This window comes from Pannonibacter carbonis (assembly GCF_003012935.1).
Taxonomy (GTDB): Bacteria; Pseudomonadota; Alphaproteobacteria; order Rhizobiales; family Stappiaceae; genus Pannonibacter; species Pannonibacter carbonis.
In genome coordinates this window covers 1-25,857 of the sequence record NZ_PUDR01000014.1, presented here as the reverse complement: position 1 = coordinate 25,857, position 25,857 = coordinate 1, and the positions used below count along the sequence as shown (strand labels likewise).

The 25,857-nt window shown below is 64.2% G+C and carries 29 protein-coding genes; 10 read left to right on the top strand and 19 right to left on the bottom strand.

Translation table 11 applies throughout. The annotated features are described in order from the left end of the window. The first annotated feature begins 83 nt into the window (after nt 1–83). The gene (locus tag C8348_RS17770) at nt 84–1,019 is read left to right on the top strand and encodes an autoinducer binding domain-containing protein (RefSeq protein WP_198647117.1); all 936 of its coding nucleotides are present in this window, start codon (nt 84–86) and stop codon (nt 1,017–1,019) included. A gap of 4 nt (nt 1,020–1,023) precedes the next feature. On the opposite strand, the gene C8348_RS17765 is transcribed toward C8348_RS17770, so the two are convergent. Further along, on the bottom strand, nt 1,024–1,341 hold the full coding sequence (locus tag C8348_RS17765) for a transcriptional repressor TraM (protein WP_157950457.1): 318 nt from the start codon (nt 1,339–1,341) through the stop codon (nt 1,024–1,026). Between the two features lie 698 nt (nt 1,342–2,039). Here C8348_RS17765 and C8348_RS17755 point away from each other — a divergent pair. Both C8348_RS17755 and C8348_RS17750 read left to right on the top strand, forming a co-directional pair. Then, nucleotides 2,040–2,423, top strand: a complete 384-nt coding sequence (locus C8348_RS17755) for a type II toxin-antitoxin system VapC family toxin (protein ID WP_106754642.1) — start codon at nt 2,040–2,042, stop codon at nt 2,421–2,423. After that, a complete protein-coding gene (locus tag C8348_RS17750) occupies nt 2,420–3,469 on the top strand; it encodes a PIN domain-containing protein (protein ID WP_106754641.1) in 1,050 nt (349 codons plus the stop codon). Before C8348_RS17755 ends, C8348_RS17750 begins: the two co-directional genes overlap by 4 nt. 21 nt (nt 3,470–3,490) lie before the next feature. On the opposite strand, the gene C8348_RS17745 is transcribed toward C8348_RS17750, so the two are convergent. From C8348_RS17745 to traA, 4 genes are read right to left on the bottom strand one after another with little or no spacing between them, the layout of a single operon-like run. Next, complete coding sequence (locus tag C8348_RS17745) at nt 3,491–4,093, bottom strand: TraH family protein (protein ID WP_106754640.1); 603 nt, start codon at nt 4,091–4,093, stop codon at nt 3,491–3,493. Nucleotides 4,094–4,108: 15 nt separating this feature from the next. Next, nucleotides 4,109–5,344, bottom strand: coding sequence for a conjugal transfer protein TraB (locus tag C8348_RS17740; protein ID WP_106754639.1), 1,236 nt, complete (start codon nt 5,342–5,344; stop codon nt 4,109–4,111). Next, the gene (gene traF / locus C8348_RS17735; RefSeq protein WP_244294047.1) at nt 5,265–5,846 is read right to left on the bottom strand and encodes a conjugative transfer signal peptidase TraF; all 582 of its coding nucleotides are present in this window, start codon (nt 5,844–5,846) and stop codon (nt 5,265–5,267) included. Before traF ends, C8348_RS17740 begins: the two co-directional genes overlap by 80 nt. Next, nucleotides 5,843–9,151, bottom strand: coding sequence for a Ti-type conjugative transfer relaxase TraA (gene traA, locus C8348_RS17730; protein WP_106754637.1), 3,309 nt, complete (start codon nt 9,149–9,151; stop codon nt 5,843–5,845). Before traA ends, traF begins: the two co-directional genes overlap by 4 nt. Before the next feature lie 277 nt (nt 9,152–9,428). Here traA and traC point away from each other — a divergent pair, with 277 nt between their 5' ends. The 4 genes from traC to C8348_RS17710 are packed head-to-tail and all read left to right on the top strand — an operon-like array spanning nt 9,429 to nt 12,330. Next, on the top strand, nt 9,429–9,725 hold the full coding sequence (traC, locus tag C8348_RS17725) for a conjugal transfer protein TraC (RefSeq protein WP_106754636.1): 297 nt from the start codon (nt 9,429–9,431) through the stop codon (nt 9,723–9,725). A gap of 4 nt (nt 9,726–9,729) precedes the next feature. Further along, nucleotides 9,730–9,945, top strand: a complete 216-nt coding sequence (gene traD, locus C8348_RS17720) for a type IV conjugative transfer system coupling protein TraD (RefSeq protein WP_106754635.1) — start codon at nt 9,730–9,732, stop codon at nt 9,943–9,945. Beyond that, entirely contained in the window at nt 9,932–11,821 is a 1,890-nt protein-coding gene (gene traG, locus C8348_RS17715; protein WP_106754634.1) for a Ti-type conjugative transfer system protein TraG, read from the top strand. Before traD ends, traG begins: the two co-directional genes overlap by 14 nt. Then, nucleotides 11,818–12,330 carry a thermonuclease family protein gene (locus C8348_RS17710; protein ID WP_198647116.1) on the top strand — a complete coding sequence of 171 codons (513 nt, stop codon included), beginning with the start codon at nt 11,818–11,820 and terminating at the stop codon, nt 12,328–12,330. Before traG ends, C8348_RS17710 begins: the two co-directional genes overlap by 4 nt. Nucleotides 12,331–12,499: 169 nt before the next feature. On the opposite strand, the gene C8348_RS17705 is transcribed toward C8348_RS17710, so the two are convergent. The 3 genes from C8348_RS17705 to C8348_RS17695 all read right to left on the bottom strand — a co-directional run bounded on the left by C8348_RS17705 (nt 12,500) and on the right by C8348_RS17695 (nt 15,172). Further along, nucleotides 12,500–12,811, bottom strand: coding sequence for a DUF736 domain-containing protein (locus tag C8348_RS17705; RefSeq protein WP_106754633.1), 312 nt, complete (start codon nt 12,809–12,811; stop codon nt 12,500–12,502). A 619-nt stretch (nt 12,812–13,430) separates the two neighbouring features. Next, nucleotides 13,431–14,333, bottom strand: coding sequence for a nucleotidyl transferase AbiEii/AbiGii toxin family protein (locus C8348_RS17700; RefSeq protein WP_106754632.1), 903 nt, complete (start codon nt 14,331–14,333; stop codon nt 13,431–13,433). Beyond that, entirely contained in the window at nt 14,333–15,172 is an 840-nt protein-coding gene (locus C8348_RS17695) for a type IV toxin-antitoxin system AbiEi family antitoxin domain-containing protein (RefSeq protein ID WP_106754631.1), read from the bottom strand. The genes C8348_RS17700 and C8348_RS17695 overlap by 1 nt, the downstream gene beginning before the upstream one ends. Before the next feature lie 272 nt (nt 15,173–15,444). On the opposite strand from C8348_RS17695, the gene C8348_RS17690 reads away from it, so the two are divergent. Next, nucleotides 15,445–15,846, top strand: coding sequence for a WGR domain-containing protein (locus tag C8348_RS17690; protein ID WP_198647115.1), 402 nt, complete (start codon nt 15,445–15,447; stop codon nt 15,844–15,846). 237 nt (nt 15,847–16,083) lie between these two features. Here C8348_RS17690 and C8348_RS17685 read toward each other — a convergent pair whose 3' ends face one another. From C8348_RS17685 to C8348_RS17635, 11 genes are all read right to left on the bottom strand, one after another. Further along, nucleotides 16,084–16,269, bottom strand: coding sequence for a hypothetical protein (locus tag C8348_RS17685; RefSeq protein WP_106754706.1), 186 nt, complete (start codon nt 16,267–16,269; stop codon nt 16,084–16,086). A gap of 654 nt (nt 16,270–16,923) precedes the next feature. Continuing rightward, nucleotides 16,924–17,238, bottom strand: coding sequence for a DUF736 domain-containing protein (locus C8348_RS17680; RefSeq protein ID WP_106754629.1), 315 nt, complete (start codon nt 17,236–17,238; stop codon nt 16,924–16,926). A 337-nt stretch (nt 17,239–17,575) separates the two neighbouring features. Further along, nucleotides 17,576–18,517 carry a hypothetical protein gene (locus C8348_RS17675; protein ID WP_106754628.1) on the bottom strand — a complete coding sequence of 314 codons (942 nt, stop codon included), beginning with the start codon at nt 18,515–18,517 and terminating at the stop codon, nt 17,576–17,578. Next, nucleotides 18,517–19,443, bottom strand: a complete 927-nt coding sequence (locus C8348_RS17670; RefSeq protein WP_106754627.1) for an ArdC family protein — start codon at nt 19,441–19,443, stop codon at nt 18,517–18,519. Before C8348_RS17670 ends, C8348_RS17675 begins: the two co-directional genes overlap by 1 nt. Nucleotides 19,444–19,744: 301 nt before the next feature. Further along, nucleotides 19,745–20,332 (bottom strand): hypothetical protein, encoded by a 588-nt coding sequence (locus tag C8348_RS17665; protein ID WP_106754626.1) that lies wholly within the window; start codon nt 20,330–20,332, stop codon nt 19,745–19,747. Between the two features lie 569 nt (nt 20,333–20,901). Next, entirely contained in the window at nt 20,902–21,204 is a 303-nt protein-coding gene (locus C8348_RS17660) for a DUF7673 family protein (RefSeq protein ID WP_106754625.1), read from the bottom strand. Nucleotides 21,205–21,252: 48 nt separating this feature from the next. Beyond that, nucleotides 21,253–21,639 (bottom strand): hypothetical protein, encoded by a 387-nt coding sequence (locus tag C8348_RS17655; protein WP_106754705.1) that lies wholly within the window; start codon nt 21,637–21,639, stop codon nt 21,253–21,255. Nucleotides 21,640–21,677: 38 nt separating this feature from the next. After that, the gene (locus C8348_RS17650) at nt 21,678–22,007 is read right to left on the bottom strand and encodes a hypothetical protein (RefSeq protein WP_106754624.1); all 330 of its coding nucleotides are present in this window, start codon (nt 22,005–22,007) and stop codon (nt 21,678–21,680) included. Then, entirely contained in the window at nt 22,004–22,891 is an 888-nt protein-coding gene (locus C8348_RS17645; RefSeq protein WP_106754623.1) for a DUF7007 domain-containing protein, read from the bottom strand. The genes C8348_RS17650 and C8348_RS17645 overlap by 4 nt, the downstream gene beginning before the upstream one ends. Beyond that, a complete protein-coding gene (locus tag C8348_RS17640) occupies nt 22,888–23,361 on the bottom strand; it encodes a hypothetical protein (protein WP_106754704.1) in 474 nt (157 codons plus the stop codon). Before C8348_RS17640 ends, C8348_RS17645 begins: the two co-directional genes overlap by 4 nt. 92 nt (nt 23,362–23,453) lie before the next feature. Continuing rightward, the gene (locus tag C8348_RS17635; protein WP_106754622.1) at nt 23,454–25,169 is read right to left on the bottom strand and encodes a ParB/RepB/Spo0J family partition protein; all 1,716 of its coding nucleotides are present in this window, start codon (nt 25,167–25,169) and stop codon (nt 23,454–23,456) included. A 191-nt stretch (nt 25,170–25,360) separates the two neighbouring features. On the opposite strand from C8348_RS17635, the gene C8348_RS22450 reads away from it, so the two are divergent. Then, nucleotides 25,361–25,636: a type II toxin-antitoxin system MqsR family toxin gene (locus tag C8348_RS22450; protein ID WP_198647114.1), complete on the top strand. Its 276-nt coding sequence runs from the start codon at nt 25,361–25,363 to the stop codon at nt 25,634–25,636. Continuing rightward, nucleotides 25,636–25,782: a type II toxin-antitoxin system MqsR family toxin gene (locus tag C8348_RS22445; protein ID WP_198647113.1), complete on the top strand. Its 147-nt coding sequence runs from the start codon at nt 25,636–25,638 to the stop codon at nt 25,780–25,782. Before C8348_RS22450 ends, C8348_RS22445 begins: the two co-directional genes overlap by 1 nt. The last annotated feature ends 75 nt before the right edge of the window (nt 25,783–25,857 follow it).

Here is a 25,857-nt window from a genome sequence, read left to right as displayed (position 1 = left end):
TATATTAAATATATATCGATAATATTTTCTCACTGCATCGTTTATTTCCCTGCCCAACCTGCTCAGTCGCTCACTGAGCAAGCTTGACATGGCTGGAATATTGCCCATCGCGCAAGCGTTCGGTATCAATTTTAAGTGGCGAGACTGATTTGGACGGTGGCAGCACGCTTCTCGCGACGATTCGATTGATCCGGGCTCTGGAGGCGATGTCACTGGTTGGGGGTACTGCCAGCTATCAAACCAACGGCGACGGGAAATCCGTCGGGCACCTGCCTCGCGATGAAAGCCGGAGTTGTATCGCAGGAGGTACGATATTGAGAACATGGTTCCAGAGGCTGACAGACGTCGCTTCCGTTGCCGCCACAGACGAGATGCTGAGGGGTGCACTCCCGGCATTGGTTCAGGATCTGGGTTTTGACGGCTATGCATACCTCTATGTGGAACCTGTTCGCATGCATGCGGTCTCGAACTATGCGCAGGAATGGCAAGATCGCTACTTCGCGGTTGGCTACAGAGAAGTGGATCCTGTAGTTCGAACGGCAAGCACCACGATGCGCGCCTTTTCCTGGTCTGCCCCAGCTCTTAGAGAATGTGAGACGAAGGAGCTGAAACGCTTCTACTCCGAAGCGAGCGATTTCGGAATCAGATCCGGCATCAGCATTCCGGTTCAAACGTCCGGCCGACATATGTCGATGTTAACGCTCGCTTCCAGCAAGCCAACGCTTTCGCTGGATAAAGATATCGACCAGGTTGCGGCCGTTACGGCCGTTGCGTATCTCCATACGGCGCTTCAAGCAAAGAACGCAAGGCCAACGGCACAACATCATCCGCAACTCACGGCCAGACAGGCACTTTGCTTGAAGTGGTCCGCGGAAGGCAAATCGATGAAGGATATCGCAGTGCTCGAGAACCTATCCTTCGCTACCGTCAACTTTCATCTCAACAACGCTCGCGAGACTCTCGAGGCTGCAAGCCTCGCTCAGGCGACGGCTGTCGCCACAAAACTGAAACTGATCTGACGCGTCAGTCGGCCGGAACCTCCGGCACATATCCGAGCACATCGAGCAGCGTCGAGAGCACTGTCTGCTGAGCGTGCACGTCGATCATCGCTCTGACATAGGCGGCCCCTGCGGGGCCGACAGAACCTTCGCGCTCCGCATACTTGCTGGATTCGGTTTGCCGCATTTCCGCGAGGTCACGAAGGAACCGATGCTTGCGGATCGCCTCGATGACGATTGGCTCAAGAACCGCCTTCGGGAGATTGCGGGTTAGTCCGACGATCGGCCTCAAGATCGTTTGCACTTGCGTTTCTGACTCTCCGGATCCGATCATTTCAACCATCTGCGCTTGGTGTCCGCGGTGCGCCCCCGCCAACAAACATCCCATGACCCCAAGCCGGGGGTTAGAATCCGTGATGAAACGGCCCTACGACCTTTAGCTGGAAGCCTGGACATACGTCGCAAGCCCCCGGCCGCAAGGTCAGAGGATTCGGTGCCGTTACGGCCGGCACCAACCGTTCATCAGGGGATTCTAAGCCCCGAGGCGGCGCGTACCACCTTGCGACTTTCATAGAAGCAAGTGGTCGTTCGCGCCAGATCACAACGCGTGCATTTTGACTAAAAAGCTGCTCTCAAGTGACGGCACGAACTTGCATTTTGGTGGCCTTTCATCGCGTCTATGCCATCCAATCTAAGGGGGTCGCGCCACACACACTTTGGGGCTGATCTTGTCCACTACGACGCCGCTTGATAGAGTCGCAGAGGGCTGTTGTTTTTTATAGAAACAATCGCGGCCATGGGCCTCAACATCAAGGATCCGGAGGCCCACCGATGGGCTCAGAGCATCGCCCCCATCAACTGGCGAAAGCATGACCCATATCGTAACCCAGGCCTTGCGTGATCGCCATGCTCAGATCGAACGTGGAGGGGCAGAGCGAGCGTGAAGGAATTGCTGACGATCGCCGATCGCGCCGCGGCACATGTAAGGCGTCCGTGTGCCGACCACGCCGATCCTCTCTATGGTAAAGACGGCCTGCCAAAGTGATCATCGATACTTCCGCCATGGTCGCGGTGCTATACCGCGAAAAAGAAGCGGAGTTCTTTGCAAACCTTCAGGACGCCGATATCAGCCGCATGAGTGTGGCGAACTATTTCGAGCTGTCGATGGTGATCGAAAGACAGCTCGGCCCCGACGGCATGCGGCAGGCCGAAGCCTTCATCCGCCGCGCCGGCATCACTATCAAGCCGGTGACGGAAGAGCATGGCGAGCTTGCCCGGCAGGCGTTCCTCGATTTCGGCAAGGGGCGGCACAAGGCGGGCCTGAACTATGGCGACTGCTTCGCCTATGTCCTCGCCGAGGCCACCGGCGAGCCCCTCCTGTTTTGCGGGAATCACTTCAACCAGACCGACATTCAGACGCCATGACCAAGCCCACACGCAAACCCACGGAGCCGCTACGGACGCGTCATGTCTTCCTCGACACGGAGGTCTATCGCCGTGCCGGCTTCAACATTTCCAACACGCAGTTCGCCTTGCTCCGCGGGGAGATCGAAGCAGGCCGCATCGTCCTGCACTTCACCGACATCACCCTGTCCGAAATCCGGCGCCAGCTCACCGAGGAGATCTTGTCCAAAGCGGCCGATGCGAAGCGCCTAGCCCGCGATTTCAACCGCATCTCGCAAATTGCCGGACAGGCAAACGACGCGATGAAGGACATCGACGGCGTGGCCCTGGCCGACTCCGCGTGGGCGGGCTTCGTCGAGATATTGATCAAACGCCTGCGCGGGCATTCGGTCTCCGCGCTCGAGATCCCCGCCCGCATCGTGTTCGAGCGATATTTCGCAGGCCAGGCCCCCTTCGAGCAGAGAGGCAGCAAGGAGTTTCCCGATGCCTTCGTGATCGAAGGCCTCGCCCGCTACTGCAAGAACAATGATATCTCCATGTATGTGGTCAGCGGGGACGTGGCGCTTCGCCAAGCCGCGGAGAGTCACGACACACTCCTGCCGTTGCAAGCTCTGGACGAGGTTCTCGCATCAGCAACTGCGAGCAGCGGAACAGATGTCGAGACGATTGCGGATGAGGTATTGGCCGCCCCCGGTTTTGACGAGCAACTCGTCCTGGCGATTGAGAGCGACCTTGATTTCGTGGACTTCACCTATTTTGGGTCGCTCACCGAGGGCAGCGTACCGTCAGCCGCGCTCGAAGAGATCATCAGCGTCGACGACTACGCCGTGGCGGCTTTCGATGGCAACCGAATCGGACTGATTCTGCAAGCTAACGCGGTCCTCGATGCGAAAGTGCGCTACCTCGATCAAGAGGAACTGCGCGACAAGGATGACGACATTGTCCCGACGGAGCTAGAAACGACGTCGCGCACGCATGCCCGGCTGAAGATCTATGTTTCGATCGATCTATCTAGCCTGTGTTTTTCAGAAACCGAATTGTTGACGCGCGACATCATCGTCGAATAGCCTAGCTCGTCGGCGGATTCGCTATGGTGCCCTTCCTCCGATCCCCGACAAGTCGATGCGGATCCCTGACTTGCTCGGATCGTCCGCCGGTGTTTCCTGTGGCTCCGCTACAGGCGCAGATTGGGGTGCGTCTTCGAGTTTCGGGGCGATGGCTTTGGTCTCCCCCGGATCGGGCGCGGTAAAAACCGCCGTCCCCTCGAACTGCCCCGTCTTCCAGGCATGGAGCGCGTCGTCGAGCACCTGCGTCATGACGTCTTCGGCCGTCGGATTGCCGTACCATTTCAGCACGACCCGCCAGACCTTTCCGAACAGTGCTGTTCCCATACGAATATTGTCGCAAGGTTGCAGCAGCTGCGGCGAAAGCTCAGACACATCGCGGATGCCAACGCCGGCCGGATACTGCGTGATACCGACCCGAACGACGGACTTTCCAAGATGCTCTCGGACGACCTCTAGAGCTTGCTCAGGCGTTTTCAAAGGTGGCACGAGGATCACGCGACTGCCGCTTCGGACGGTCACCGCGAGCGGATCGGGCGATCCCGCCTGCTTGACGAATTGCTCGACGATCGCCGGCTTAAGGGAAGGGTCGGCGCACGTTCGGAGGAGATCTGCATCGAATGCCATAAGCGAGCTCCCTGCTCAGCGGTTGAAGGATGTGACGAGAGAGGCTCCAAACAGACGCGACCATGCGGTAACGCTGGCTGTCTGGATCGCCGGTACGGAGGTGCCGGTGGCCCACCAAGCATTCGCGATGGCGACAATCGCATCGGGCCGATACAGCGCCGACTGCAGGATCGGCCACACCAGAAGCTGCTCGTAGCAGATCAGCGGCGCGACACGGCGCCCGGCGATCTCCACGACGGGATCGGCAAAAAAGGTGGCGCGCGCGCCGCCACTGTCCCCGAACCAGGCCCGCCACGGCTGCCACATCGAAACTGGAACCGGCATGCGCGCGCGATAGCGGATCATCGCGCTCGCCGAACGGAGCTCGACCATGACATTGTCGTACCCTCCCGAGCCGATCACCGCCGCGCCGGCGACAACGGTGACATCGAGGTCGGCAAGTGCGTCGGCCCAGAAGCTCACTACAGTCGGCGTCAGCGGACCGAGCGCGCTCTCGGGCAATACGACGACCGGCGCTCCTTCCAGCGCCCGGGTCCGCACCATGCCGGCCAGCTGGCGATGTCGTTGCAGGGCATTGTCGCGCCCGAGCGCCACGCCCAGCTCCGTGTCGACACCCTTCCATCGTTTCGGTAGCATCGGCTCCGTCCAGCTTGCGGCGGACCAAATCCAGAAGCCTCCCAAGGCTATGGTGGCGGCTAGCCAGAACCTCGTCGACACGAGGGCAAGGCTGACTGTCGTCGCTAACAGTCCCCACCATCCCCAAGCGGGAAAGAGAACGCCGGCAGCCGTCACCGGATGCGCCCAGCCGACGATGCCGAAGGGCGGGATCGCCATCAGTCCGGCCGCCGCCAGATAGCGGAGCGCCCGTGTCCATCCCGGCCGCGCTGTCCAGAACGCGGTATGCACCACGACAAAAGACAGCGAGGCCACGAGCCATAGCAGGATACCTGCCCACACCGTGGTGCCGAAGAAGGTGGCGACGCTTTCTGGCAGGCCGCGCGCCGCCGCCAAAAAATAGGCCACTGCAACTGCGGCGGCCGCGGCACGGTTTGGCGCCCAGGCCCACAGTGCCGGGAACAGCATGGTGAGCGGCAGGGTCAGAACATGACCAGACCACCCGATCCAGCCGGTTGCGGCAGCCCCGGTCACGAGGAAAAGAGTGCGGCGGCGATCAGGGATCGATCGTGAGAAGCGGCCGCGCAAGGCCAAGAAGGCCAGTGAGCGGGACCGGCCCGAAGTAGCGGGAGTCATAGGAACCTGCGAAGGGAGAATGGAGGAAGATCTGACCCGCCGGCACGATGCCGCCAGGCCAGGTCGTAAGGGGCCGACCGGCCCCGTCTCGGTCGCTGGTCTGGGATCGGGAAAACGCAACGCCGTCGATCGCGACCTCGGCGCCTACATCGATGCGAGCCCCTGCAAGCGCGACGACGGTCTTGATGAGCGGCGCGACGCCGGCCGGGCATGATCCCCACCGGAAATATCCGCGCTCGAGGCCGAAATCGGTGATCGGTCCCGGCGGCGGGCAGACGAAAACGAGATCGCCGACAGCGACGGGCCGATCGAGTGGGACGCTCCGCCAGAGCCCGAGCGGCTCGCTCGGCGTCAAGTTGATCCGCAATCCGCCGAGCCAGCCCAGGCCGGCGATCAAGGCAATACCGATCGCACCACCAGCCGGGATCGCCAGCGCGCGGCGGCGCGTCTCGTCTTTCCTTCCGGCCGCCTTATCAGCATCGGCTCGCACACCAACCATCATTTCAGCGACAACCCCTGCCGCTGCGACTGCCCCATCGTCTCGGCCTGCTTCAGCGCCTCAGCCGTGCGCTGCCGGGCGGAGAGTTGCTGTGCCGTCCGCATTGCCGGCCATGCGGCTTTGAGCTCTTCACGCTGGCCCGCGTTCATACCTGCGGCGAGCTTCTCGAAGGCCGGACCGTCCGGCGTCTTCGCGGCATTGGCGAGCATGGAGCGCTCGCCGAACCGCTCGGAGACGGCCCGGGCGAAACCTTCGAGCTCGGCCTTCACCATCTTGTCCTCAAGGGAGAATGCGAGGGCGGCCGGAAGATCGTTTCGGTCGATGGCGTCGCGGACTTTCTCCAAGGTCTGCCTGGCGATGGGCGACAGCGCCGGGATGTCGACCGCGACCTTGATGCGCGCCGCGCGCTCCTCGCTCTCATGCTTGTGTTCGGCCTCGGCGCGCAGGCGCAGATAGCGCTCCAGATCACGGGCGAGCGCCGGCGCATTGAGGTTTGCCCGCTCGCGATCGTCCTTGTCTGCGCGGCTGGCCAGGAGGCCGGTCTTGCCCTTCAGCGCGCCGAAGCTGTCCGGCCTATCCTTGAGCGTCGCGAGGGTGGATGTCGCGATTTCGGCGCTCGTCATCATGGCGTCGACATCGACCTTGCGGAAGGCGGCTTCTGGATTGGCGAAGACGAAGTGGAAGCGGCTCGAGACCTCCTCCCACTGCTTCTTGAGCGCGGGATCCGCGGCGAGCTTGTCCTCGACGGACTGATCGATGGATTTAGCGAATGTGGTGACGCCCGCGACCATGGGCTTGGCCTCCTTCTGCGTTTCCGGGGCGGTCTGTTTTGAAGAGGCGCCGAGTCCGAGCCTGCTGCCGAGCGCGACGAGCCGGGCGCCAAGATCGGTGAGCTTTTGCTTCTGCCGGGCGGTCCAGCGCAGCTTGTCGCCGACGAGCGTGCGGGCGACGCGGACAAGATGAAGCCCGCGCGAATCCGCGAAGCGCAACGCGGCGCGATAGAGCGACGAGTTCCGGTAGTCGAGCGTGGTTTCCTTGGCGCGGCGCTGCGACAGGATCTGCGTCAGGCCGCCCGCCTTCCGGAACGAAATCGCGCCGTAGTAGAGGCCGACATCCTCGCGATGACGGGTCAGCGCGACATAGGACAGGTGCCGGTCCAGCGAGAGCGTGGCGAGGACCTTGACGCGGTCGACGGTCGCGCCTTGCGATTTGTGGATCGTCGTCGCATAGCCATGATCGACATTGGCGTAGAAGCGTTGGTCGACCTCGACGCGGCGACGATGCTCGCCCTCGCCGACCATCGCCGCAAGCCAGCCCTCGCGCGCCTCGACGACATGACCGATCACGCCATTCTTGACCCCGAGCGAGCCCTCGTTCTTCAGGAACACGATCTGATCGCCGGCGGCGAAACGGCGGACGCCGTCTTCAGTGCGGAAGGCATCGCCCTCACCGACGATGCCGCGCTCGACCAGCTTCGCCCGCGCCATATCATTGAGGGCACGGACATCGCGGCGGAGATGGGCGAGGATCAGCGTCGACTTCGCCGGATCGTAATCGCGGTTCCAGTCCTCGATGAGTGCCTCGACCGCCTCGGCCTTGAACTTGCGCGGCTGTAGCTTGCCGTTCGCTTCATAGGCCTTCAGCGCCGCGGCGACATTGCCACGCGCCAGATCGAGCGAGGCGTCGCGCATCCATTGCTCGCGCTGACGATAGATCGTTTCGAGCTCGGCATAGCCGGTACGCTCGACAATGGCGCGGAACGCGGCACCGGCCTCGATCGGCTGCAACTGGTCGGGATCGCCGACGAGCACCAGCTTGGCACCGGCCTTCACCACCGTCTCAACGAATAGCGCCATCTGCCGCGACGAAACCATGCCGGCTTCGTCGAGCACGAACACGCATCTGTCGTCGATCTGATCGCGGCCCTTCGACCATGCGAGCTCCCATGAGGCGAGCGTGCGGGAGGCGATGCCGGCCTCCTTCTCCAGGCCCTCGGCGGCCTTGCCGGCGAGCGCTGCACCGACGACGCGGTAGCCAGTCGCTTCCCAGACCTCGCGGGCCGCCTTCATCATGGTGGTCTTGCCGGCGCCGGCGCGCCCAACCACGGCCGCCAGCCGCCCCTCGCCAGCGGCATGGGCGACGGCCACGCGCTGCTCTTCCGACAGCCGGGCATGGCGCTCGAACGTCGCCGTCAGCACATTCTCCTGGACACCATGCGAAGATCGGCCGGCGAGCCACATGGCACGATTGACCATCTCGGCTTCGAGCTTGATCAGCTCGCGCGTGGTGTACTTCGCCGCCGCGCGCGCCCCGGTCGCCAGCTCGATGCGCTCCTTCTCCAGCCTGAGCACATCCGGGCTCTGAAGAATGCGCGCAAGGAGCGCCTGGAACGTTCCGGCATCGTCGACATAGCGATGCAGCACCTTGGCGATGTCGCGCTCGGTGAAGACGCTCATCTCCCGCGTCACGAGATCAAGCACGATCTCCGGTCGGCGCAGGATGCGCGCGCGGTTCTCGGCACGCCGCTCCTCATGGAGCTCGACCCGCTCCAATTTCGGCGACCACCCGGCCGTCTCCTTCTTCCGGTCAATCGCCTTCGCCGCCACGCCGAGATGGGTCGTTGGAACGAGATCGATGCCGCGCTCGGTGTAGGAGCGGCCATCGACGCGGATATCGAGACCGGCCAGCGCCAGATGTTTGTTCTGGAGACCGAGCCAGCCCTCGCGCTGCTCGAGGAACTCGGCCTTCTCGCCGGACCAGAGCCGATAGACGATCTTGCCGGCCTCGTTGCGGAGAGGCTGGCCGTCCTCGCCGACGACCGCCACCTTCTTCGATCCGAACCCGTCCTCGGTCAGAGGCCGCAAGGTGGTCATCAAATGGATATGCGGGTTGCCCGGCTCGTCATGGAACACCCAGTCGGCAACCTGCCCGCGCGCCAACACCTGTGTCCCAATGAACTCCCTCACGAGGGCGATGTTCTGGTCGACGGTAAGCTCGACCGGCAGCGCGATGATGAACTCCTTGGCGAGCTGCGCATCGGAACGCTTCTCGAAGGCCTCGACTGCGTTCCAGAACACCTCAGAGGCACCCGCCACCGAGCGGTCAGCGATCAGCGCGCGTGCCCAATCCGGCGCGGCGGCCGGCAGCAGGAACTCCTCATGCCGGAGCCCGCGCTTGGCCGAATAGTCGACCGTCCGACCCTCGGCCTCGTGCTCCATCCTGGCGCAATGGCGATACGCGGCCGACAGCACGGCGCTGCGGCCGGAGCCGCGCGAGATGAGCTGGGGCGTAAAATGCGTGATGGCCAAGGCGGCGCGGGCTCCCGAACAACTTTGAGGCAACCATGTTCGTCGGGAGCGGCGGCCACGGCCCCGCCAGATCGGCAGGCCGTGGGCCGGGGTGACGCAGGGCGTCGCGACAGCGACGTATTACTGCGCCCTTGGACCATTCCTTCGGAACGGCCGGGATGATCTCAAGCGGCGTCGGCTCTGCCGACTAGCTATTTTATTAGTCGCCCACCTCGGCGACTTCCACGATTCTCCATGCAATCCGCCGAACCGGACACCGCATGGAGACCCAACCGGAATGAAGAAGCCGTCATCGAGAATCCGCGAGGAAATCGCTCGCCTCCAGGATCAGCTCAAGGCTGCCGAGACGCGGGAGGCCGAGCGCATCGGGCGCATCGCCCTGAAGGCCGGTCTCGGCGAGATCGAGATCGAGGAAAGCGATCTGCAGGCCGCTTTCGAGGAACTCGCCGGCCGGTTTCGTGGGAAGGGCGGTAAGGCGACCGGAAAGAAAATGGGCGGTGAAGCCGGCGAGCCCGGCGCTTCGCCCGCGAAGGTCGAGACTGGGGCGCCTGCGAGCGGCGCTGGCGAGGGCTGAGCGCATGAACCAGGCAGCATCTTCGGAAGCCCGCAAGAAGGACACGCGCGAGAAGATCGAGCTGGGTGGACTGATTGCCAAGGCGGGCCTGCGCTATGAGAAACGTGCCGTCCTGCTCGGGGCGCTGATCGAGCTCGATCACCGGCTGAAATCCGATGATGCCGAGCGAGCACGGCTTGCGGCGATCGGCGCGAAAGCCTTCGGCTATGACGCCGAATAGGCTCCTGATCGCAATCGCGCCGATCGCGCTGATGATCGGGGCGCTGATCGGCGTGTCCGGATTCGAGCAGGCGCTTGCCGCACTCGGAAAGACGGACGCGCAGCGCCTGATGTTCGGCCGCGCCGGACTCGCAATGCCCTTCCTCGCCGCAGCCGCGATCGGCGTGATCTTCCTGTTCGCCGCAGCCGGCGCCGCTAGCATTCGGACGGCGGGGTGCGGCGTGATCGCGGGTTGCGCGATGGCGATCGTCATCGCGGTGCTGCGCGCGACAGCGCGATCAGCGTCGCTTTCCCAGATCGATCCGGCCTACATGATCGGTGCCGGCGCGACCCTGATCGCAGCCGGCTTCGCACTGCGCGTCGCGGTGAAGGGCAACGCCGCCTTTGCCGCGCCGATGCCGAAGCGCGTGCATGGCAAACGCGCGCTGCATGGCGATGCGGACTGGATGACGATGCCGGAAGCGACGAGGCTCTTTCCCGACGCTGGTGGCATCGTCGTCGGCGAGCGCTACCGTGTCGACAAGGACGGCGCCGCGACCATGCCGTTCCGCGCCATGGACTGGCAGAGCTGGGGCTCAGGCGGCCGCTCGCCGCTACTCTGCTTTGACGCCTCCTTCGGCTCGTCGCACGGCATCGTCTTCGCCGGGTCCGGCGGCTACAAGACGACGTCGGTGACGATCCCGACCGCGCTCAAATGGGGCGGCGCGCTCGTCGCACTCGATCCGTCGAACGAGGTCGCGCCGATGGTGATCGAGCATCGGCGAGGCGCGGGGCGCACCGTGCATGTCCTCGATCCGAAGCAGCCGGCGACGGGGTTCAACGCGCTCGACTGGATCGGACGTTTTGGCGGCACCAAGGAAGAGGATATCGCCGCCGTCGCCTCATGGATCATGAGCGACAGCGGCGGCTCGCGGGGTGTACGCGACGACTTCTTTCGCGCCTCGGCCCTGCAGCTTCTGACGGCGCTCATCGCCGATGTCTGCCTGTCCGGGCATACGGAAAAAAAGGACCAGACCCTGCGCCAGGTGCGCGGCAATCTGTCCGAGCCGGAGCCGAAGCTGCGCGAGCGGCTGCAGGCGATCTATGACGGTTCGGAATCGCAGTTCGTGAAGGAGAACGTCGCCGTCTTCGTCAACATGACGCCGGAGACGTTCTCCGGTGTCTACGCCAACGCGGTGAAGGAGACGCACTGGCTGAGCTATCCCAACTACGCTGCGCTGGTGTCGGGCCGATCCTTCGTCACTGACGATTTGGCAGGTGGCGGAACCGACGTGTTCATCAATCTCGACCTGAAGACGCTGGAGACCCATGCGGGGCTCGCCCGCGTGATCATCGGCGCCTTCATGAACGCGATCTATAACCGCAATGGCGACGTGACCGGGCGCGCGCTCTTCCTGCTCGACGAGGTGGCCCGGCTCGGCTTCATGCGCATCCTCGAAACCGCGCGCGACGCCGGTCGGAAATACGGCATCACGCTGCTACTGCTGTTCCAATCCATCGGCCAGATGCGCGAGACCTGGGGCGGCCGGGACGCGGCGAGCAAATGGTTCGAGTCGGCGTCATGGATCAGCTTTGCCGCCGTCAACGATCCCGAGACAGCCGACTACATCTCCAGGCGCTGCGGCATGACGACGGTCGAGATCGACCAGGTCAGCCGCTCCTCGCAATCCTCCGGGTCCTCGCGCACGCGCTCGAAGCAGCTCGCCTCCCGCCCGCTCATCCAGCCGCACGAGGTGCTGCGCATGCGGGCCGACGAGCAGATCGTGTTCACCGCCGGCAACGCGCCGCTGCGATGCGGCCGCGCCATCTGGTTCCGGCGTAACGACATGAAGGCGTGCGTTAGGCAGGTTCGGTTTCGACCGGAGAAAAAGACGTGATCGCCCCGCGCCTACTCCTGCTCATCCTGGGCGCGGTATTGCTCGGCGTATTGCTGATCGCCGCGCTCCAGCGCGCCGGTCCGGCGCAAGGACTCGCCGACAAGTTACGCACGGAAGCCGGGCGGCTGCGTCAGCTCCCCCGGATCGACATGCACGAGGCGCGGTTTTCGCTGTGCGACGGACCGGTCCGGGTCAATTGCGTGGTTGACGGCGATACGTTCTGGTTCAAGGGTGACAAGATCAGGATCGCCGACATCGACGCCCCAGAGATCGCTTCTCCGCGCTGTCGCGACGAACGGCATGCCGGTGAGCTCGCCCGCGACCAGTTGCTGGTTCTCCTCAACGCCGGCGGGTTCAGTCTGTCATCGGTCTGGCGTGATATGGATCGGTATGGCCGCAAGCTGCGGACCGTCACTCGGGGCGAACAGTCCATCGGCGAGATGCTCGTCGCGGAGGGGCTGGCGCGGCGCTGGAACGAAGCACGGCGCGACTGGTGCGCGTTGGATTGAACCGGTACGGCCCCGCCTCGATTGCGGATATTGTCACCGCAATCAAAGTTTGCGGGAGGGTCGTCACGGCAGGTCGACCCGCGCCGCGGGTTCGACCGCGCATTGCGCATAGAGCCGTTCGCTCGTCCAACCGGCCCCGCCGAGTGGCGGGGCCGGTTGGGGCGGCTCCTCAATCCCGGTTCGGCCGGGACCAGATGAGCGAGAGGCCTTCCTCGCCTTCAACCTCGACCAGGGTGGCGTAGATCGGTGCCGGGAAGCTTGGATCGTCCAGCTTGACAGAAAGATAGTCGCGGCCGCTTTGCTCGGAGTGCTTCTGCCAGGCCGCGCCCAGCTCGACGGCGCCGGAGAAGATGCGGAAGTGCGGGCCCTTCTCGGAGGGGTTCTCGATCCGCTCGAAGCGGGCCTTGACGTTGAGGGTGAGGGTCTTGATCGAACCGTTGAAGCCAGTAGCGGTGGAGGTAAAGGTGCCGATGGTGGCCATGGTACTCGTCCTTTGCTGTTTTCGGGGCGCGCCCTTCGCGGCCTCGATGGCTGTCGACAAGACCGGAGACGATCGGACCGCACCCCGTAGGGGCCGCAATGCAATGGAGGGCGGCAACTATCGATTTTGTTAGTTCGTGAGGAATGGCGGCGCCCGCAGGGACCGCCAGGGGTCAGAAAATCGATCGATGCCGTTGCGGGAGAACGATCGAGGCGAAGCCGTTCTGCGGTCAGACATGCCCCATCGAGCCCGCGGAAGGGTCGGCGACCATGACAACGGACAGGAGATGGTTTGGCCGCGCTTCGCGATCTCCACGGGGATGGATGGACCCCGCCATCACCCGAGCTCTCAAACGACGTTCAGACCGCCTGCCAGAGCATCATATCAGCCCGAGCCTGACCTCGTCTGCCGTCTAGCGATTGCCGGGGCAAGCGGCCGGCGGACAATCACCGCAGCGCGGCATCAGACGTCTCGGAACAAGCGGAGGAGGCCTCCAGAGAGTACCGGGGTCCCACCTATTGAGGCGGTTGGAGCCGAAGCCAGATCAAGCTCCGCCTCTGCCGCACGCTCGTTAGCGGCCCCGCGCACGCCCCGAGGCAAATGGAGTTGGCCGCCGGGATCACCCGCCCTTCCGAAGGATATCAACGAGGTCTTTAGCAGCGCTGCGGTTCTTGCGCGCGCCATCTCCGGCGAGCAGCCTTTCGGCATCGGTCAAGTTACCGAGAAAGCGGTAGCCCTCGATCACGCGCGCAATCATCCCTTTGAGATCGGGCTTCTGATCCCGGCGCAGCAGGCTCGTCAGGTCGGCGATATCATAGTCGGCGCTTCCCTTCACTCGATCCGCGAAGCGCTCATATTCGAGCCCGTCACCGCCGCTGTTCCAGAGCTTCACGACCGCAAGAGCGCGGACCAGTTCCTGGTTGAGGGGTCGCCCCGCGATTTCGGACAAATCATGAAGATCGCGGATCTTGGAGCGCTGGCTGGCCGCGCGGATCTTCTCCGCGACAGCCTCTTCGAACGCCAAGGAGGGAATGGCGGCCGGGACAAAGGGCAGCTGCGCGAAATAGTCCTGCTTGATCTGGTCAACCGGCATCACAGGCAAAACCGGCTCCTCGCGCGTGCTGACCTGCAACTTGATCTTCACGCCTTTCGGATTGTCGTCATGAAAGCAGACCGGGTTGGCCGCGCAGCCGTCGTCCGTGAGATACCAATCTTTATCCTTGTCGAAGCGAAACGACAGGCCGTGATAGGGCTGGCCAAGAGCCTCGAGCATCATCAGCATGAGGTCGTCGATCGGAATGTCGCTATGGCGCGTGAAGTCGAGATCCGTCGACAGGCGGCCGCGAGGCCCGAACACCATCTTGCGCAGCATCGTGCCACCTTTGAAGGCGACATGGTCCATGATGCCCTTCTCCGCGAACAACTGCAGCAGGAAGGTGAGGATGACGTCGATCTCGACATTGCCGATATCGCGCGCGCCCGAACGCGCAGCGATCTTTCTGAGCTCGTTCGCCGACAGCATCAGCCTTCCCCTCCGGAGCGAAGGACTTCAGCCATCAGGTCGCTCTTTCTCGCATTGACGAACAGACCCCAGGCGGCGACATAGCCGACGTCGCCCTCCCGGCGCTCGGGCCGCCCGAAATGCGACCGGTAGCTTGATGGAATATTCCTACGCAGGGCCTGACGCTGATCCTGGGGCAGCGGCCGTCCCACGAGGTCGGCAATGAAACCGAGCCGCTGCGAAACGGCTTTGGATTTCAAGGCGAGCACGGTGTCGATGAGGTCTTTCGGGTCGACGTCGCCCAGCGCGGCATACGCAATGCGGGTCAGTTCCGAGGGGCCCCCGCATAGGTCGGGTCGGTCAAGGCAGTCGACCAGCGTCTTGGCGGGCGTCGAGAGTGCAACCTGACGCCCATAGATGTCGTAGCTTTCGAAGCCGAAGAATTTGCGCTCCGCAAGCTGAACGAAGCGGACTTCCGTTCCGTCTATCACCTTGGCGGGAACCTGCCTGGTCACGGCTACGAGGACCATCATCGGGCGCTGGGTCGTAAAGCCATGCCAGGAGGCCGCAGACCACCAACCGACATAGGACGGATCGACAGCGGCAGCGGCAAGCGCCAGCACGTTGTTCTCACCAAAGCTCTCAGGACCGTATTCCGACGGCAACAGCATGTACCTGCCGCCGATGATGCGGGACAGCCATCCCTTGCGCACGAGATTGCGGATGACCTTGCGGGTGGTGCTTTCTGAACCAAGAATCTCCCTCACGTCGCCTACGCGCACGATCGTTCGTCCCTGTTCCTGGAACGACAGGACAACCCTGGCCTCGGCCGGGCCGAGCGTACGGAGATTGACGTCCATGGCTTCATTGCCCTTCGAGGGCCATAATCAAATATCAAGCAATCTATAACGTTGGTGTCAGTGCGTCAACCTCATTGATCGTTTCGCATTAGTTTTTAGTCCCTTTGGGGCAAAAATCATATATAATATAATCTTGCCAATTTCGAATCCATCGTGGCGACGGACCATAAGCCCTCGGGAAATGCCACCTGCCATCGGTCTGCTGCGAGAGGATCGTCACCCGCACGGGCCGAAACCGTTTTGCGGGTTCGGTGAGCGCAGCGAATAGAGCCGTGCGCTCGTCCGAGCGCCTCGCCCGAACGACATCCATCAATCCCATGAATCGAACGGCTGTAACCGATTCAAAACAGTCGTTGGACGCAAAACCGAAGCTGCGCGACTCTTTGGATATGATCACGCAGCCCTATCAGCTCTATATCGAACGGAAGGACGCATCAAAGAACATGGCAAGGTTCTACGCCATGTCTATCGCGCCCACGCTGTTCGGCGACATATGCCTGACGCGCCGTTGGGGTCGTATCGGATCGCAGGGCCAAACGATGGAGCACAATTTCCCTCGCGAAGAAGAAGCCGTCGCCATGTTCTTGGCGTTGCTGCGCCTGAAGCGGCAACGTGGCTATCATCTGAGGGACAGACCAAGGCCAATCCGCCATCCGCTTTCGAACCGGCTCTGAACGGCAGGATAGAGCGCGACCACCCGCTTGAGCAGGAGAAGCGATTTCGGCGAATGGTGCAGGCTAAACGCCCGCCCCCGAAGCCTTCCGTCCACCATGCCTACGGACGCAGCGCCCAGCTACCGGCTCTGTCTCGCATTGTGAGGGCTGGGCGGGCTCGATGCCTGTCCGGGCCTCATCGGCCTGACGCGACGGACCCCGCCCGCGGGCGGGGTCGGAGCGGCGACCGCGGAAGGTTCAGTGAACCGCCCGGGCGCCCTCGTAGGGATCGTATTCGAAGAGGATGACGACCTCGTCGCCTTCGAGCTCTTCGGCGGGCATGACGCCGTATTCGGAGCCGGTCTGGAAGAGGACGACGGGGATCATGAGGGTGCGGGCGAGGTTGAAGGCGTGATTTTGGGCGAGGGAGAGATCGTGTGCCATTTTCTGGGGCTCCATCTGGAGCGGGCCAATTCCCGCTGATGGATCCTCAAAGGTCCGGCCACCGGTCGCGATCACCGCGCAGGCGCAGCCGCAGCGGCCGCACGCTCGCGTAGCAGACCCTTTAAGGGTTGATCGTGGAAGATCCGGGGTTGGACCAGGACGCCATCATATGAAAGCGGGATTGGACCGCCTTCGGGGAGCCTCGTGGCGCATAGTCGCTCTGTTTCTCGAACAATACGCCAGCGGACGCAGTCTTCCGAGGCGACCAGCCCGCAAGCCCAACAGCGACGACGGAAAATAACATCGATGACGCCGATGTCGACGCTCGGCTCTCACCGCGAACCCAACCCAGCACTGGGTCAACGGATGGGCGGCCGCGCGCCCACGCGGCCAGGCTATCCACACTCTTCGAAGAAGGCCATCATAGTCTCCCGAGCGCTGACGACGAGAACCCTCATGAATCGCCCCGTCCCTGGGCCAAGCGGTGCGCGATGCGTCGATATGGTTGGGGGGAACCCGCAGTGAATCGCGCCGATTATCGGCAGGCACCTGGCGAGAGCCGTGGAACACGGGCTGCGTTTGATACGGTCAAAAGCTGACAGCAAAACGAAAACGGCCCTGCCGTCTGGCAGGGCCGTTTTGGACGGGAGAGCTTCAGTCCCGGTTCGGCCGGGACCAGATCAACTGAAGGCCTTCCTCGCCTTCCACCTCGACCAGGGTGGCGTAGATCGGAGCGGGGAAGCTCGGGTCGTCGAGCTTGACCGAGAGGTAGTCGCGGTCGGTCTGCTCGGAGTGCTTCTGCCAGGCGGCGCCCAGTTCCACGTTTCCGCCCGCGACGATCCGGAAGTGCGGGCCCCTGTCGGAGGGATTTTCGATGCGGACGAACTTGGCCTTGACGTTCAAGGTGAGAGTGCGGATCGAGCCTGAGAAGCCGTTACTGGTGCTGATGAAGGAGCCGATGGTCGCCATGATATGTGCCTTTCCTTGAGTTTCGAGCCACGCCCACCGCGCCTCGATGGCTGTCGCAAAGACCGGAGACGATCGGACCGCACCCCACCGGGGCCGCAATGCAATGGAGGGCGGCCGGAAGCGGCTTTCTTGAACCGCGAGGAATGGCGCGCAGCGCCAGGGGAAGAAAGTCGAGGACGGCCGTTGCGGGATAACGGTCGAGGCGCAGCCGGTCTCCGGTCAGACATGCCCCATCGAGCCCGCAGGTGGGTCGGGCGTATCAAACAGGAAAGGCGTATGATGGCGGCGCGGTCATGCCTGCTCTTGCGTAGCGGTCTCAAATGCTCGGAAAACGCGCCTACACGCCGCACATGCCCTCGCACTCGTTGCCGAACAGATCGAGCTGACCACGGTCCGCCGCCGTCGAAAGATCGGCCTCGTCAAGCGGCACGCAGGAGCGATGCAGGAAAACCTCACCACGAATCCCGCGCAGGCCATGGCGCAGCGCGCGATCGACCTCGACCGCGTCAGCCCAGGCTTCCGCATCATAGTCGCGCATATTCCGCCAGCGTGCGCTGTCGTGGAATGGGCAGCCGATGCAGGCGGATTTCGGAGGCTCCGGATAGCCGAGCCGGCGCAGCCAGGCAAGGCAATCCCTTCGGCTGAAGCGCTTCTCGATCAGCGGAAAACGCTTGATCTGCCACGGCTCGAAGCTCGGCTTCGCGCGCACGACCTCGTCCGTCGAGATCCCGATCCAGGATTCGACGACCGGAAAAGATGGGGAGCGCTTGCGGGTGAGGCCGGCGAGCTCGCGGATTTTGCGGCGAATCGGCACGATCTTGAAGTCGGTCGTACACTGGCGGCGGATCATACCGATGGACACGGTTTCGGTCGTCGTGCGCCGCGTCGCGACCTCAACCAGCTCGCCGACATCGTCCATGTCCAGGACCGGAACCTCGGCGCCGGCTGGCGTGACCGTCTTCGCGAAGGCCGGGATCGAGGCCCAACGATTACCCTCCCCAGCCTGCACGAGCTGGTCGCGGATACTACCGGCCGAGACGATGTGCACCGGGAACGGCAGTACGTTCGGCGACATCAGCCAGGCGAGATGTTCGTAGACCGCCTTCGGCTCCCAGCCGGTGTTGGCGAAGATGGCGCAGTCGGGCATCGGCCCGATCTCGCCATGGGCGGCGAGCAGGGCCAGCGTGGTGGATTGGACCCCGGCCCCGAGCGAGAGCGCGCGCAACCGGATCGGGGAGGGCTCGCCGCCCTCCCCCGTAGCATTCGGAGCGTGGAACATCAGGCGGCCTCCCGATCCTCGGAAGCTGCCGGCTGCAGACCATGCAGGAAGGCCACGGCGCGTTGCGCATGCGCGGCCGCCGTGAAGATCGCCCGCTTGTCCTCGGCCAGCACCTTGAGCCAGGAATCGAGATAGCTGGCATGATCCGGCCGCGGCTCGAGCTCCGGTGCGATGCCGAGATCGGCACAGAGGAAGCAGCTTCCCAACTCGGCGATGAGTTCCTCGCGGGCGCGCTCGCTCCGGTCCTTGCCGTAGCGGCTGAGATCGCGGTTCACGCGATGCGGCGCCGCCGTCCAGTGGGTGACCTCATGGCTGAGGACGGCGACGTAGCTCGCTGCATCCCGGAAGGTCTGGAACGGCGGCATCTGGATGTGATCGCTGCCGGGAGAATAGAAGGCGCGATCGCCGCCATGGCGGATCACCGCGCCAGTATTGGCGAAGAAGCGGTCGGCCTCCTCAATCTGCTCGATCGGATCGCGGACGGGCTCTGCCTTCGCATAATAGCCATCCGGCAGCCCGTCGATCTGCGCCACGTTGAACGCGGTGTACGCCTTCAAGAAGGGCATTTCCCGCTCGACTTCGCCACCGTGGCCGTCGGCCTCGGCCTTGGTGAAGCGGCTAGCGAACACGACCGTCGAACCGGTCTCGCCTTTGCGTACCGCGCCGCCGAGCTCGATCGCCTGCTTGAAGGTCATCCAGACCGGCGAGACATAGCCCCGCGCCATGGCCTCGGACCACAGCAGCAACACGTTCATGCCGGAATACGGCAAGCCGTTGTGACGCAATGGCCGAGTTACGCGGCCGATGGCGTTCCTCGAACGCCAGGGCTGCATCCAGGGCCGCACGCCCTTTTCCAGATCCGCGACGATCCTGTCGGTGATGCGCGTATAGACGTCGACGCGCGGCTTCTCTTCTTTCCTGCTCATTTTCACACCTCCGTCTTGGAGGTCGCGCCGATCGCGACCCCGTCACGACGGTCCGGAGGCCGGGTCGATCAGGAGGGTTGCGCATCCCGCAGGGACCGCAACGGAGTGGAGGACGGCGAAGCCGTTGCGCGAGCCGCCGGGCCCGGCAGGACCACGAGTCGGGATGGGGTGCGAACGCGCGCCGCTATCCCCCCTCTTTTTCTTCCTCCGAGCGCAGCGATATGAAAAAAGGCTGGCGCCGCGGGAGCGACGCCAGCCGATTGAGAGAGAAGGGCGGGACTGAGGCCCCGCCCGAGGCGGCTCAGCCGAGAGCTGCCATCTGGAGTTCGGCCGCCTTGCGATCGACGCTGTGGCCGGGATTGTCGACCGGCCGCTCGAAGGGCTTCCAGCGTTCGCCGACAACCTGTTCGTAGGCGGCGACGGCGCCCTCGGCCGCCATCCGAAGGGCGTGGGCCTGAAGGCCCATGTCGGCCGCGAACTCGCGTTTGCGCTGGGCGCCGCTGTCGAAGCCGACCGGACCGTCGAGGTCCTCGTCGCGTATGTCGTTCGCCGATTTGGCGGTGGCATCACGCGCTTCCGTAACGGCCCGGCTGTAGAACTGGCCGGCTCCGTGGGCGGAGCCGACATAGGCGCCGACGATGCGCTGCAGATGAATCTGCATCGCTCGTTCGCCGAGCCCCTCCTTGAGGCCGTCGGCGCTCTCGACGATCAGGCGCTCGTGCTGCTCGCGGATGCCGTCGCTATCGAGGACCGGGAGGCCGAAGCTCTCGGAGATAAGGGCGGCCTGGTGGGCGTCGGGGCAGGCAAGCCGGACCATCTCAACGGTGGTGCCCTTGCGGAGCTGGACGACACGGGAGGATGAGCGGGAAGTTTGGGCGGCCTTGGCCATGATGGGTTCCTTTCCGGTTTCGATCCGAGGCCTGGCCAGCGCTCGCCGGCGTCCCCTCGGGTGCGGTCGAATGGAACCGGCGGCCGCCGGGCGCTTCAGGGTCCGGCCTTTGCCAGGCGAGCGGACCTGGTCTGCGGACCAGCAGGGCGCAAGCCCTCGCGCAGGACGCGGGCCCGGTCTGCCGAGATCGGTACAGGCCGGCCGCCACGCGGCGCGGCACGCGGCCTTGAAGTGCCCGGCAGACGGTTCAGACCGCAGCAAACCCGAGGAGATGCCGGTGAGCGCGTTTCAGGTGAACCGAGGCAACCGGAAAGGAGACAACAGCTCCCCGCCGCCACCTCCCTGCCCTTCCGCCGCTTTCCGCTGTGGGGTGTTTCCGAGAGTCCGACTCCTGCCTCGCTGACAGGGCGCGCTCTTCGCGAGCATGCCGCCCGCCACATGATCTGGCCGGTATCAAACCGAGCGCGTGATCACAACACCGGGATGACGGTTTCGAAGGTTGGTGACAGGAGAGATGATGCCGCTGCTGCCTCAGTGCCTATCGCGACATGAGCTACGCCGGATTGTGCTCAGGCTGTCTCCAGCGAGCGCGTCCACACGTCCGGACGCCATTGCGCGATGACAGCCTCGATCTCGGCCCGATGTTCACTAGGGTACTCCGCGGCGGAGAGACTGGCGACATGGCCGAAGACCTGCGCCATATCCTGGGCGATGGCCGCATCGACCGCGAACAGGTCGGCGAGATCGAACCCGCCGAGGCTGTCGGCGTTCCACCATGCGAGGACGAAGTTCGCGACACGGCGCGACTGATGTGTATCGCCGCGGGCGATGTGCAGAAGCCGTTCGAAAGCTGCTCTTGTCGTCTCGTCCATCGCGGCGCTCCCTGTATTCAAGTAATATGGCAGAAGTACCGAGGTCGTTCACCTGCCATTCTGTATCGCATCGGCCTTTTCGATCGTCGCGAGGGCCTTGGGGAGCCAGCGCTCGAATTCCTCCCGGGACAGGCCCATTGGCCGCACCGGCTCCCGAACAAGCGCCCGAAGCTCGTTGAAGAGCTCGGCCTCGTACTGGACCGTCTCGTGGAACGAGGCCGGGATAGGAAGAGCGGTCCCCTGGTAGGCCCGTTCCGCGCCTTGCCAGATACCGGTGACATAGGTCTCGCCCGATGTGTCGACGTCGGACCGCTCGTCGTCCCAGCCCTCGTCCTCAATGGCGAGGCGACAGGCTTCGTCGAGGGTTTCGGCCTCGTAGAGCCGCTGCCGATAGACCGGCAGGTGATAGGTGGTTTCAATGACGTAGACAGGCATAGCGCCCTCCATATCCATGTTGCGGAATCCGCCGCCGGTCAGGCAGCGCGACGCAGGTCGAGATCGCCCCGCGCCCGAAGCGCCGCGATGGCCTGGTCCTGCCGGGCTAGCTTGCGGGACAGCGCGTCGATCTCGGGCTGGCGCTCGGCCGTGAACGCGGACAGATGCGCGCGATAGCGTTCGAGGAATGCCTTTGGATCAGTCGGCTTCCCGTGCCGGTAGCCGGTGCGCTTCGGTTGGAGCTGCGGGATCAGCGCGGTCATGCGCCGCGTGATCTGCCGCTCGATCTGGTCGAGCTGGCGCTGGATCTGCCGGCGCGCCTCCTCCATGCGGAACAGCCGGGCACGGGCCTCGGCGTCGGGAGTCATGAACCCCTCCCCTGCCAGCCGATGAAGCTCGACGGTCCGCCATAGACGGCATGTCGATCGGCATCGATCACGAACCCGAAACGCCGGACCGAATACTCATCCGAAGGGACAAGAAAACGCCGTTCCTCGGTCCCCGGCCCTAGTCGCCCGCCCGGTGTCGCGACACACTCGACGAAGCCCCTCTGCTGATCGGAGGTGATCGCCGAGATCACAATCCAGTTGCCGGCATGGGCCGCCTCGAATGCCCGACGGTCCTTCTCGCGCGATTCACCCGGAGCTAGGATCGTCCCGAAGATCGTCTCCCACGCATCCGGCCAGCTATCCTTCATGATCCGCTCGGCGCAGCGCCGCTCAAAGCTGGTGAACAGATGCGGGAAGGTGATCGCCACGATCGCCCAGGCCTCGTCCTCCTCGTAGAAGCCGCCCGCAACCCGCAGCAGGGTATGGACCTTGCGATTGCGCTCGGCCGAAAGCTTGAAGCCGCCGTGGCCGGCAGTCGAATGACACTCGACGCCCTCGGCATAGACCGTCGCGCCCTGCGATGTGCCCCACGGCGTAGGAAGACGCGACGCGATCTTGCGACGGCCGAGCACATGACACTCACGCTGATGCTCGGCGTTTTCCTGCACGCGGAGCCGGAACGCCGCCTCATCGGCGATCTCGCCCGAATGGCCATAGAAATCGTCTCGGCGCCATTCGGCCAGCGGACGGGATATCCTCCAGCCGCTGGCGAGATAATGCCGCCCGTCGCGACCCGGCAGCATGGCAAAGGCATTGTCGCCGACGCGCCCGACGGCGTAGCCGTCCGCGCTGATGCCAAACGCCACCTCCGGAAGGGTGACGTTCGAGGAAGAAGGGCTTCCGGCAGGAAGGGGGCTGGTCATGCCGCTCTCCCTTCAATGATGTCGGCGCCGACCTCGTCTTCCGTGACCTCCTCGAGAACGGCGCGGGGATAGCCGTGCCGAGACAGCCATTCCTCGGCCGCGGCGCGATGCGTGGCGAGATGGACGAGCTCGGCGCCTTCGCCAGCACGGTCGAACACGCGCACCGAGCCGATGGCGGGACGTTCCACGATGGTGAAGCTGAGCGCCGATTCCAGCGAGAAGGTGCGATGCACGCGGATGGCGACGACGCCACCGGCGCCGTAATCGGCCTCGTGCACGGTGAAGGTAGCCGAAAGGGAGAGATTCCCGATCGCGCGGTCCCCGCGCCTGGCGATCAGCCGCCCCCGGCTGTTGGTGCTCCGCCAGGCGGCGAGCTTTTTGCGATGACGCTCCGGCGGGCGTGGCGCGCCGTCGGACCAGGCAATGAGCGAACCTATGGGTGCGTGGTCATAGATGAGATGTGCGGACATGGTGTCCTCCGTGATTGCGCGAGGCGTTGAAACGAAGCCGCCGCCGGAGTGACCGGCGGCGGTGAAGTGCATTCGGAAGAAGAGGGAGCGGCCTATTCGGCGGCTTCGCGGAAGCTCTCGGGGATGTCGGCCTCGTCGAAACGGTCCTCGTCCGCGTCGAAATCGTGCGCAGGCTCGATCGCCTCGTTGCCATCGAGCTCGTCCTGATCGGCGGGCGTGCCGTCGTCATCGTCCGCGCTGGCGCTGTGCTCCGTGAGCCACTTGCTCAGCGTCGCGGTGCCCGGCGCGAACAGCGCTGAGCCGTGGACGAAGTGCCCCTCCTTGAAATGCTCGACCAGCGCGGCACGCGTGTCCTTGACGCGCTGGCGCGGCATGACAGGCGTATCCTTGCACGACGCCTCCAGTGCCGGACGCGAGAGGCAGGACAGGAAGTCGTCGCTGCCCATGTTTGGCAAGAACCCGTCCGCGCCAATCGCATCACCGGCGACGAGGGCGAGGATGCCCGACTTCGTCGCATTTTCCCGGCACGACAGCACGTCGATCAGCACGCTCCGGATGGCGATGCGCAGCGTGTCCATGTCGAAGGCGAGCTTACCCTCCTGGTCGAACAGTTCCGCCGCATGGCGCCCGAAGCGGCTGCCCCACCGGAACTCGCCGCCGGCGCCGGAATCGACGCGGACGTTCTGACCGGCGAAGGCGAGCACCAGCAGCGCCATCAGCATGTCGTCCTCGATCGGCGCCCGCGACAGCGCCTCGTGCAGCGCGTCGGTGCGCAAATCGCCGATCATCTCGATGCCCTTGCGGGTGACGTCCGGACGGGGCTTCGCCAGCGTACCGACATCGTCGACAGCCGCGTCGGCCTTGCCCTTGGCCTTCTTCTCCTCGGGCATGCGGTAGTGCACGGTCTGCACCTTGCCCTCGCGGTCGAGATACATCGCCGTGCAGTCGCCCTTGCCCGGCTTGCCGTAGAGACGCTCCGCCTTCTTCGGCAGTTCGGGCTGACCCCAGTTATTAGCCTCGGTGACGATCCCCTTCTTCGGAAGGTGGCTCGTCATCCATTCCTGCTGCGCGCCGAGGAAGGCCTCGACATCCGTCGTGTAGCGCGAGTCCTCATCGGCCTGCGCAAACAGGTCCTCGACCCACTGGATGCCATAGGCCTGTGCCAGGTCATCGCCGAAGCTGGCGTCGCGCGCATACATCCGCTTCTTCGTGAGCGCGTTGGCGACGCTCCACCACGACACCTGAGGATCGCCCTTCTTCGGCTTGTGCGCCTTCCAGACCTCCTTCTGCTCGTCGAGCGAGGCAGCCGCGATGGTGCGGAGTTGCTGCTCGTTCGGCATGTCGCCCTTCGCCATCTGGTCCAGCATGGCAGCCAGGATGTTGGCCAGCAGCCGGAGCTTGCGGATCTGGCGCACCGGCAGGGCCAGCGCGACGGCGATCGCCTCCTCGGTCCAGCCGAGTGCGACGAGCCGCTCGATGGCGCGCCACTGGTCGACCGGGTTGAGCGGTTCGCGGGCGATGTTCTCGACCATGGAGCGCATGGCGCCATTGTCATTGGCGGCGTCGACCACCAGAACCTCGATCTCCTCGAGGCCGGCCTTGATCGCCTGCTTCACGCGGCGATGGCCGGAGTCGATGATGTAGCCATTGCCGCCGCCGCTCTCCGGCGCGATCATCGGGGGCTGCACGAGACCGACGGCCTTGATGGTGGCCAGCAGCAGGGCGTCGGCCTGCGGGGTAGACTTCGTCTGACGCGTGCGGTCGGGATTGTCCTTTAGCGCGCGCGGATCGACCTTCATCAGATGCATGGGAATGCTCCTTCCAGGGGTTGCGGACGCGGAGCCTCACTCCGGTCCCTCTCCGTCTTCTTCCCGAAGACCCCCTCCGGCCCGCGGAGCGGACGGGGCGGTGCAACTGCGCCCGAGCACCCCTGCCCGGCTGGACAAGCGGGGCTAGCAGCCCTGCGCGGGACGACGGGCTGGGATCGCGCAGGACGCGGTTGAGCGTCAGCGACACCGGCTCGGCCGATCCGCGAGCAAGGTCTTCTTTCTCCTCCCCCTCTCTCATCTCTCTTTATTTGCCACCATTAAGGTGGCAGATTGAGCGATGGGAAAAAAAGCGCCCGACCTATGATCTCGAGGCGATCAAGATCGCGTTGGGATCGGTCAGCACGCTGGCGATGACGTCATCCGCGCTTCGCGATGCCAATAGTGTCGGTTTCGACCGGTCGGGCGTGGTCGAAACCATCGCCGGAATAGAGGGGCGCATGTTCTAATGTTCTACAAGTCGATGACGACCTTCGCTGATCACCGGCTCTGGCAGGACGTCTACCATGTCCCGGCGCGGGATCTGACGCTCTACGTGAAGTTCCCGGCCGACGTCATCACCGAGTTCACGGTCATGTCGTTCAAGGAGAAATGACCATGGCGGTATCGAAACAGAAGCTGCCGGAGACGATCGTTTCGCCGGAGACCGGGGAAACCCTGCGTCGTGGCG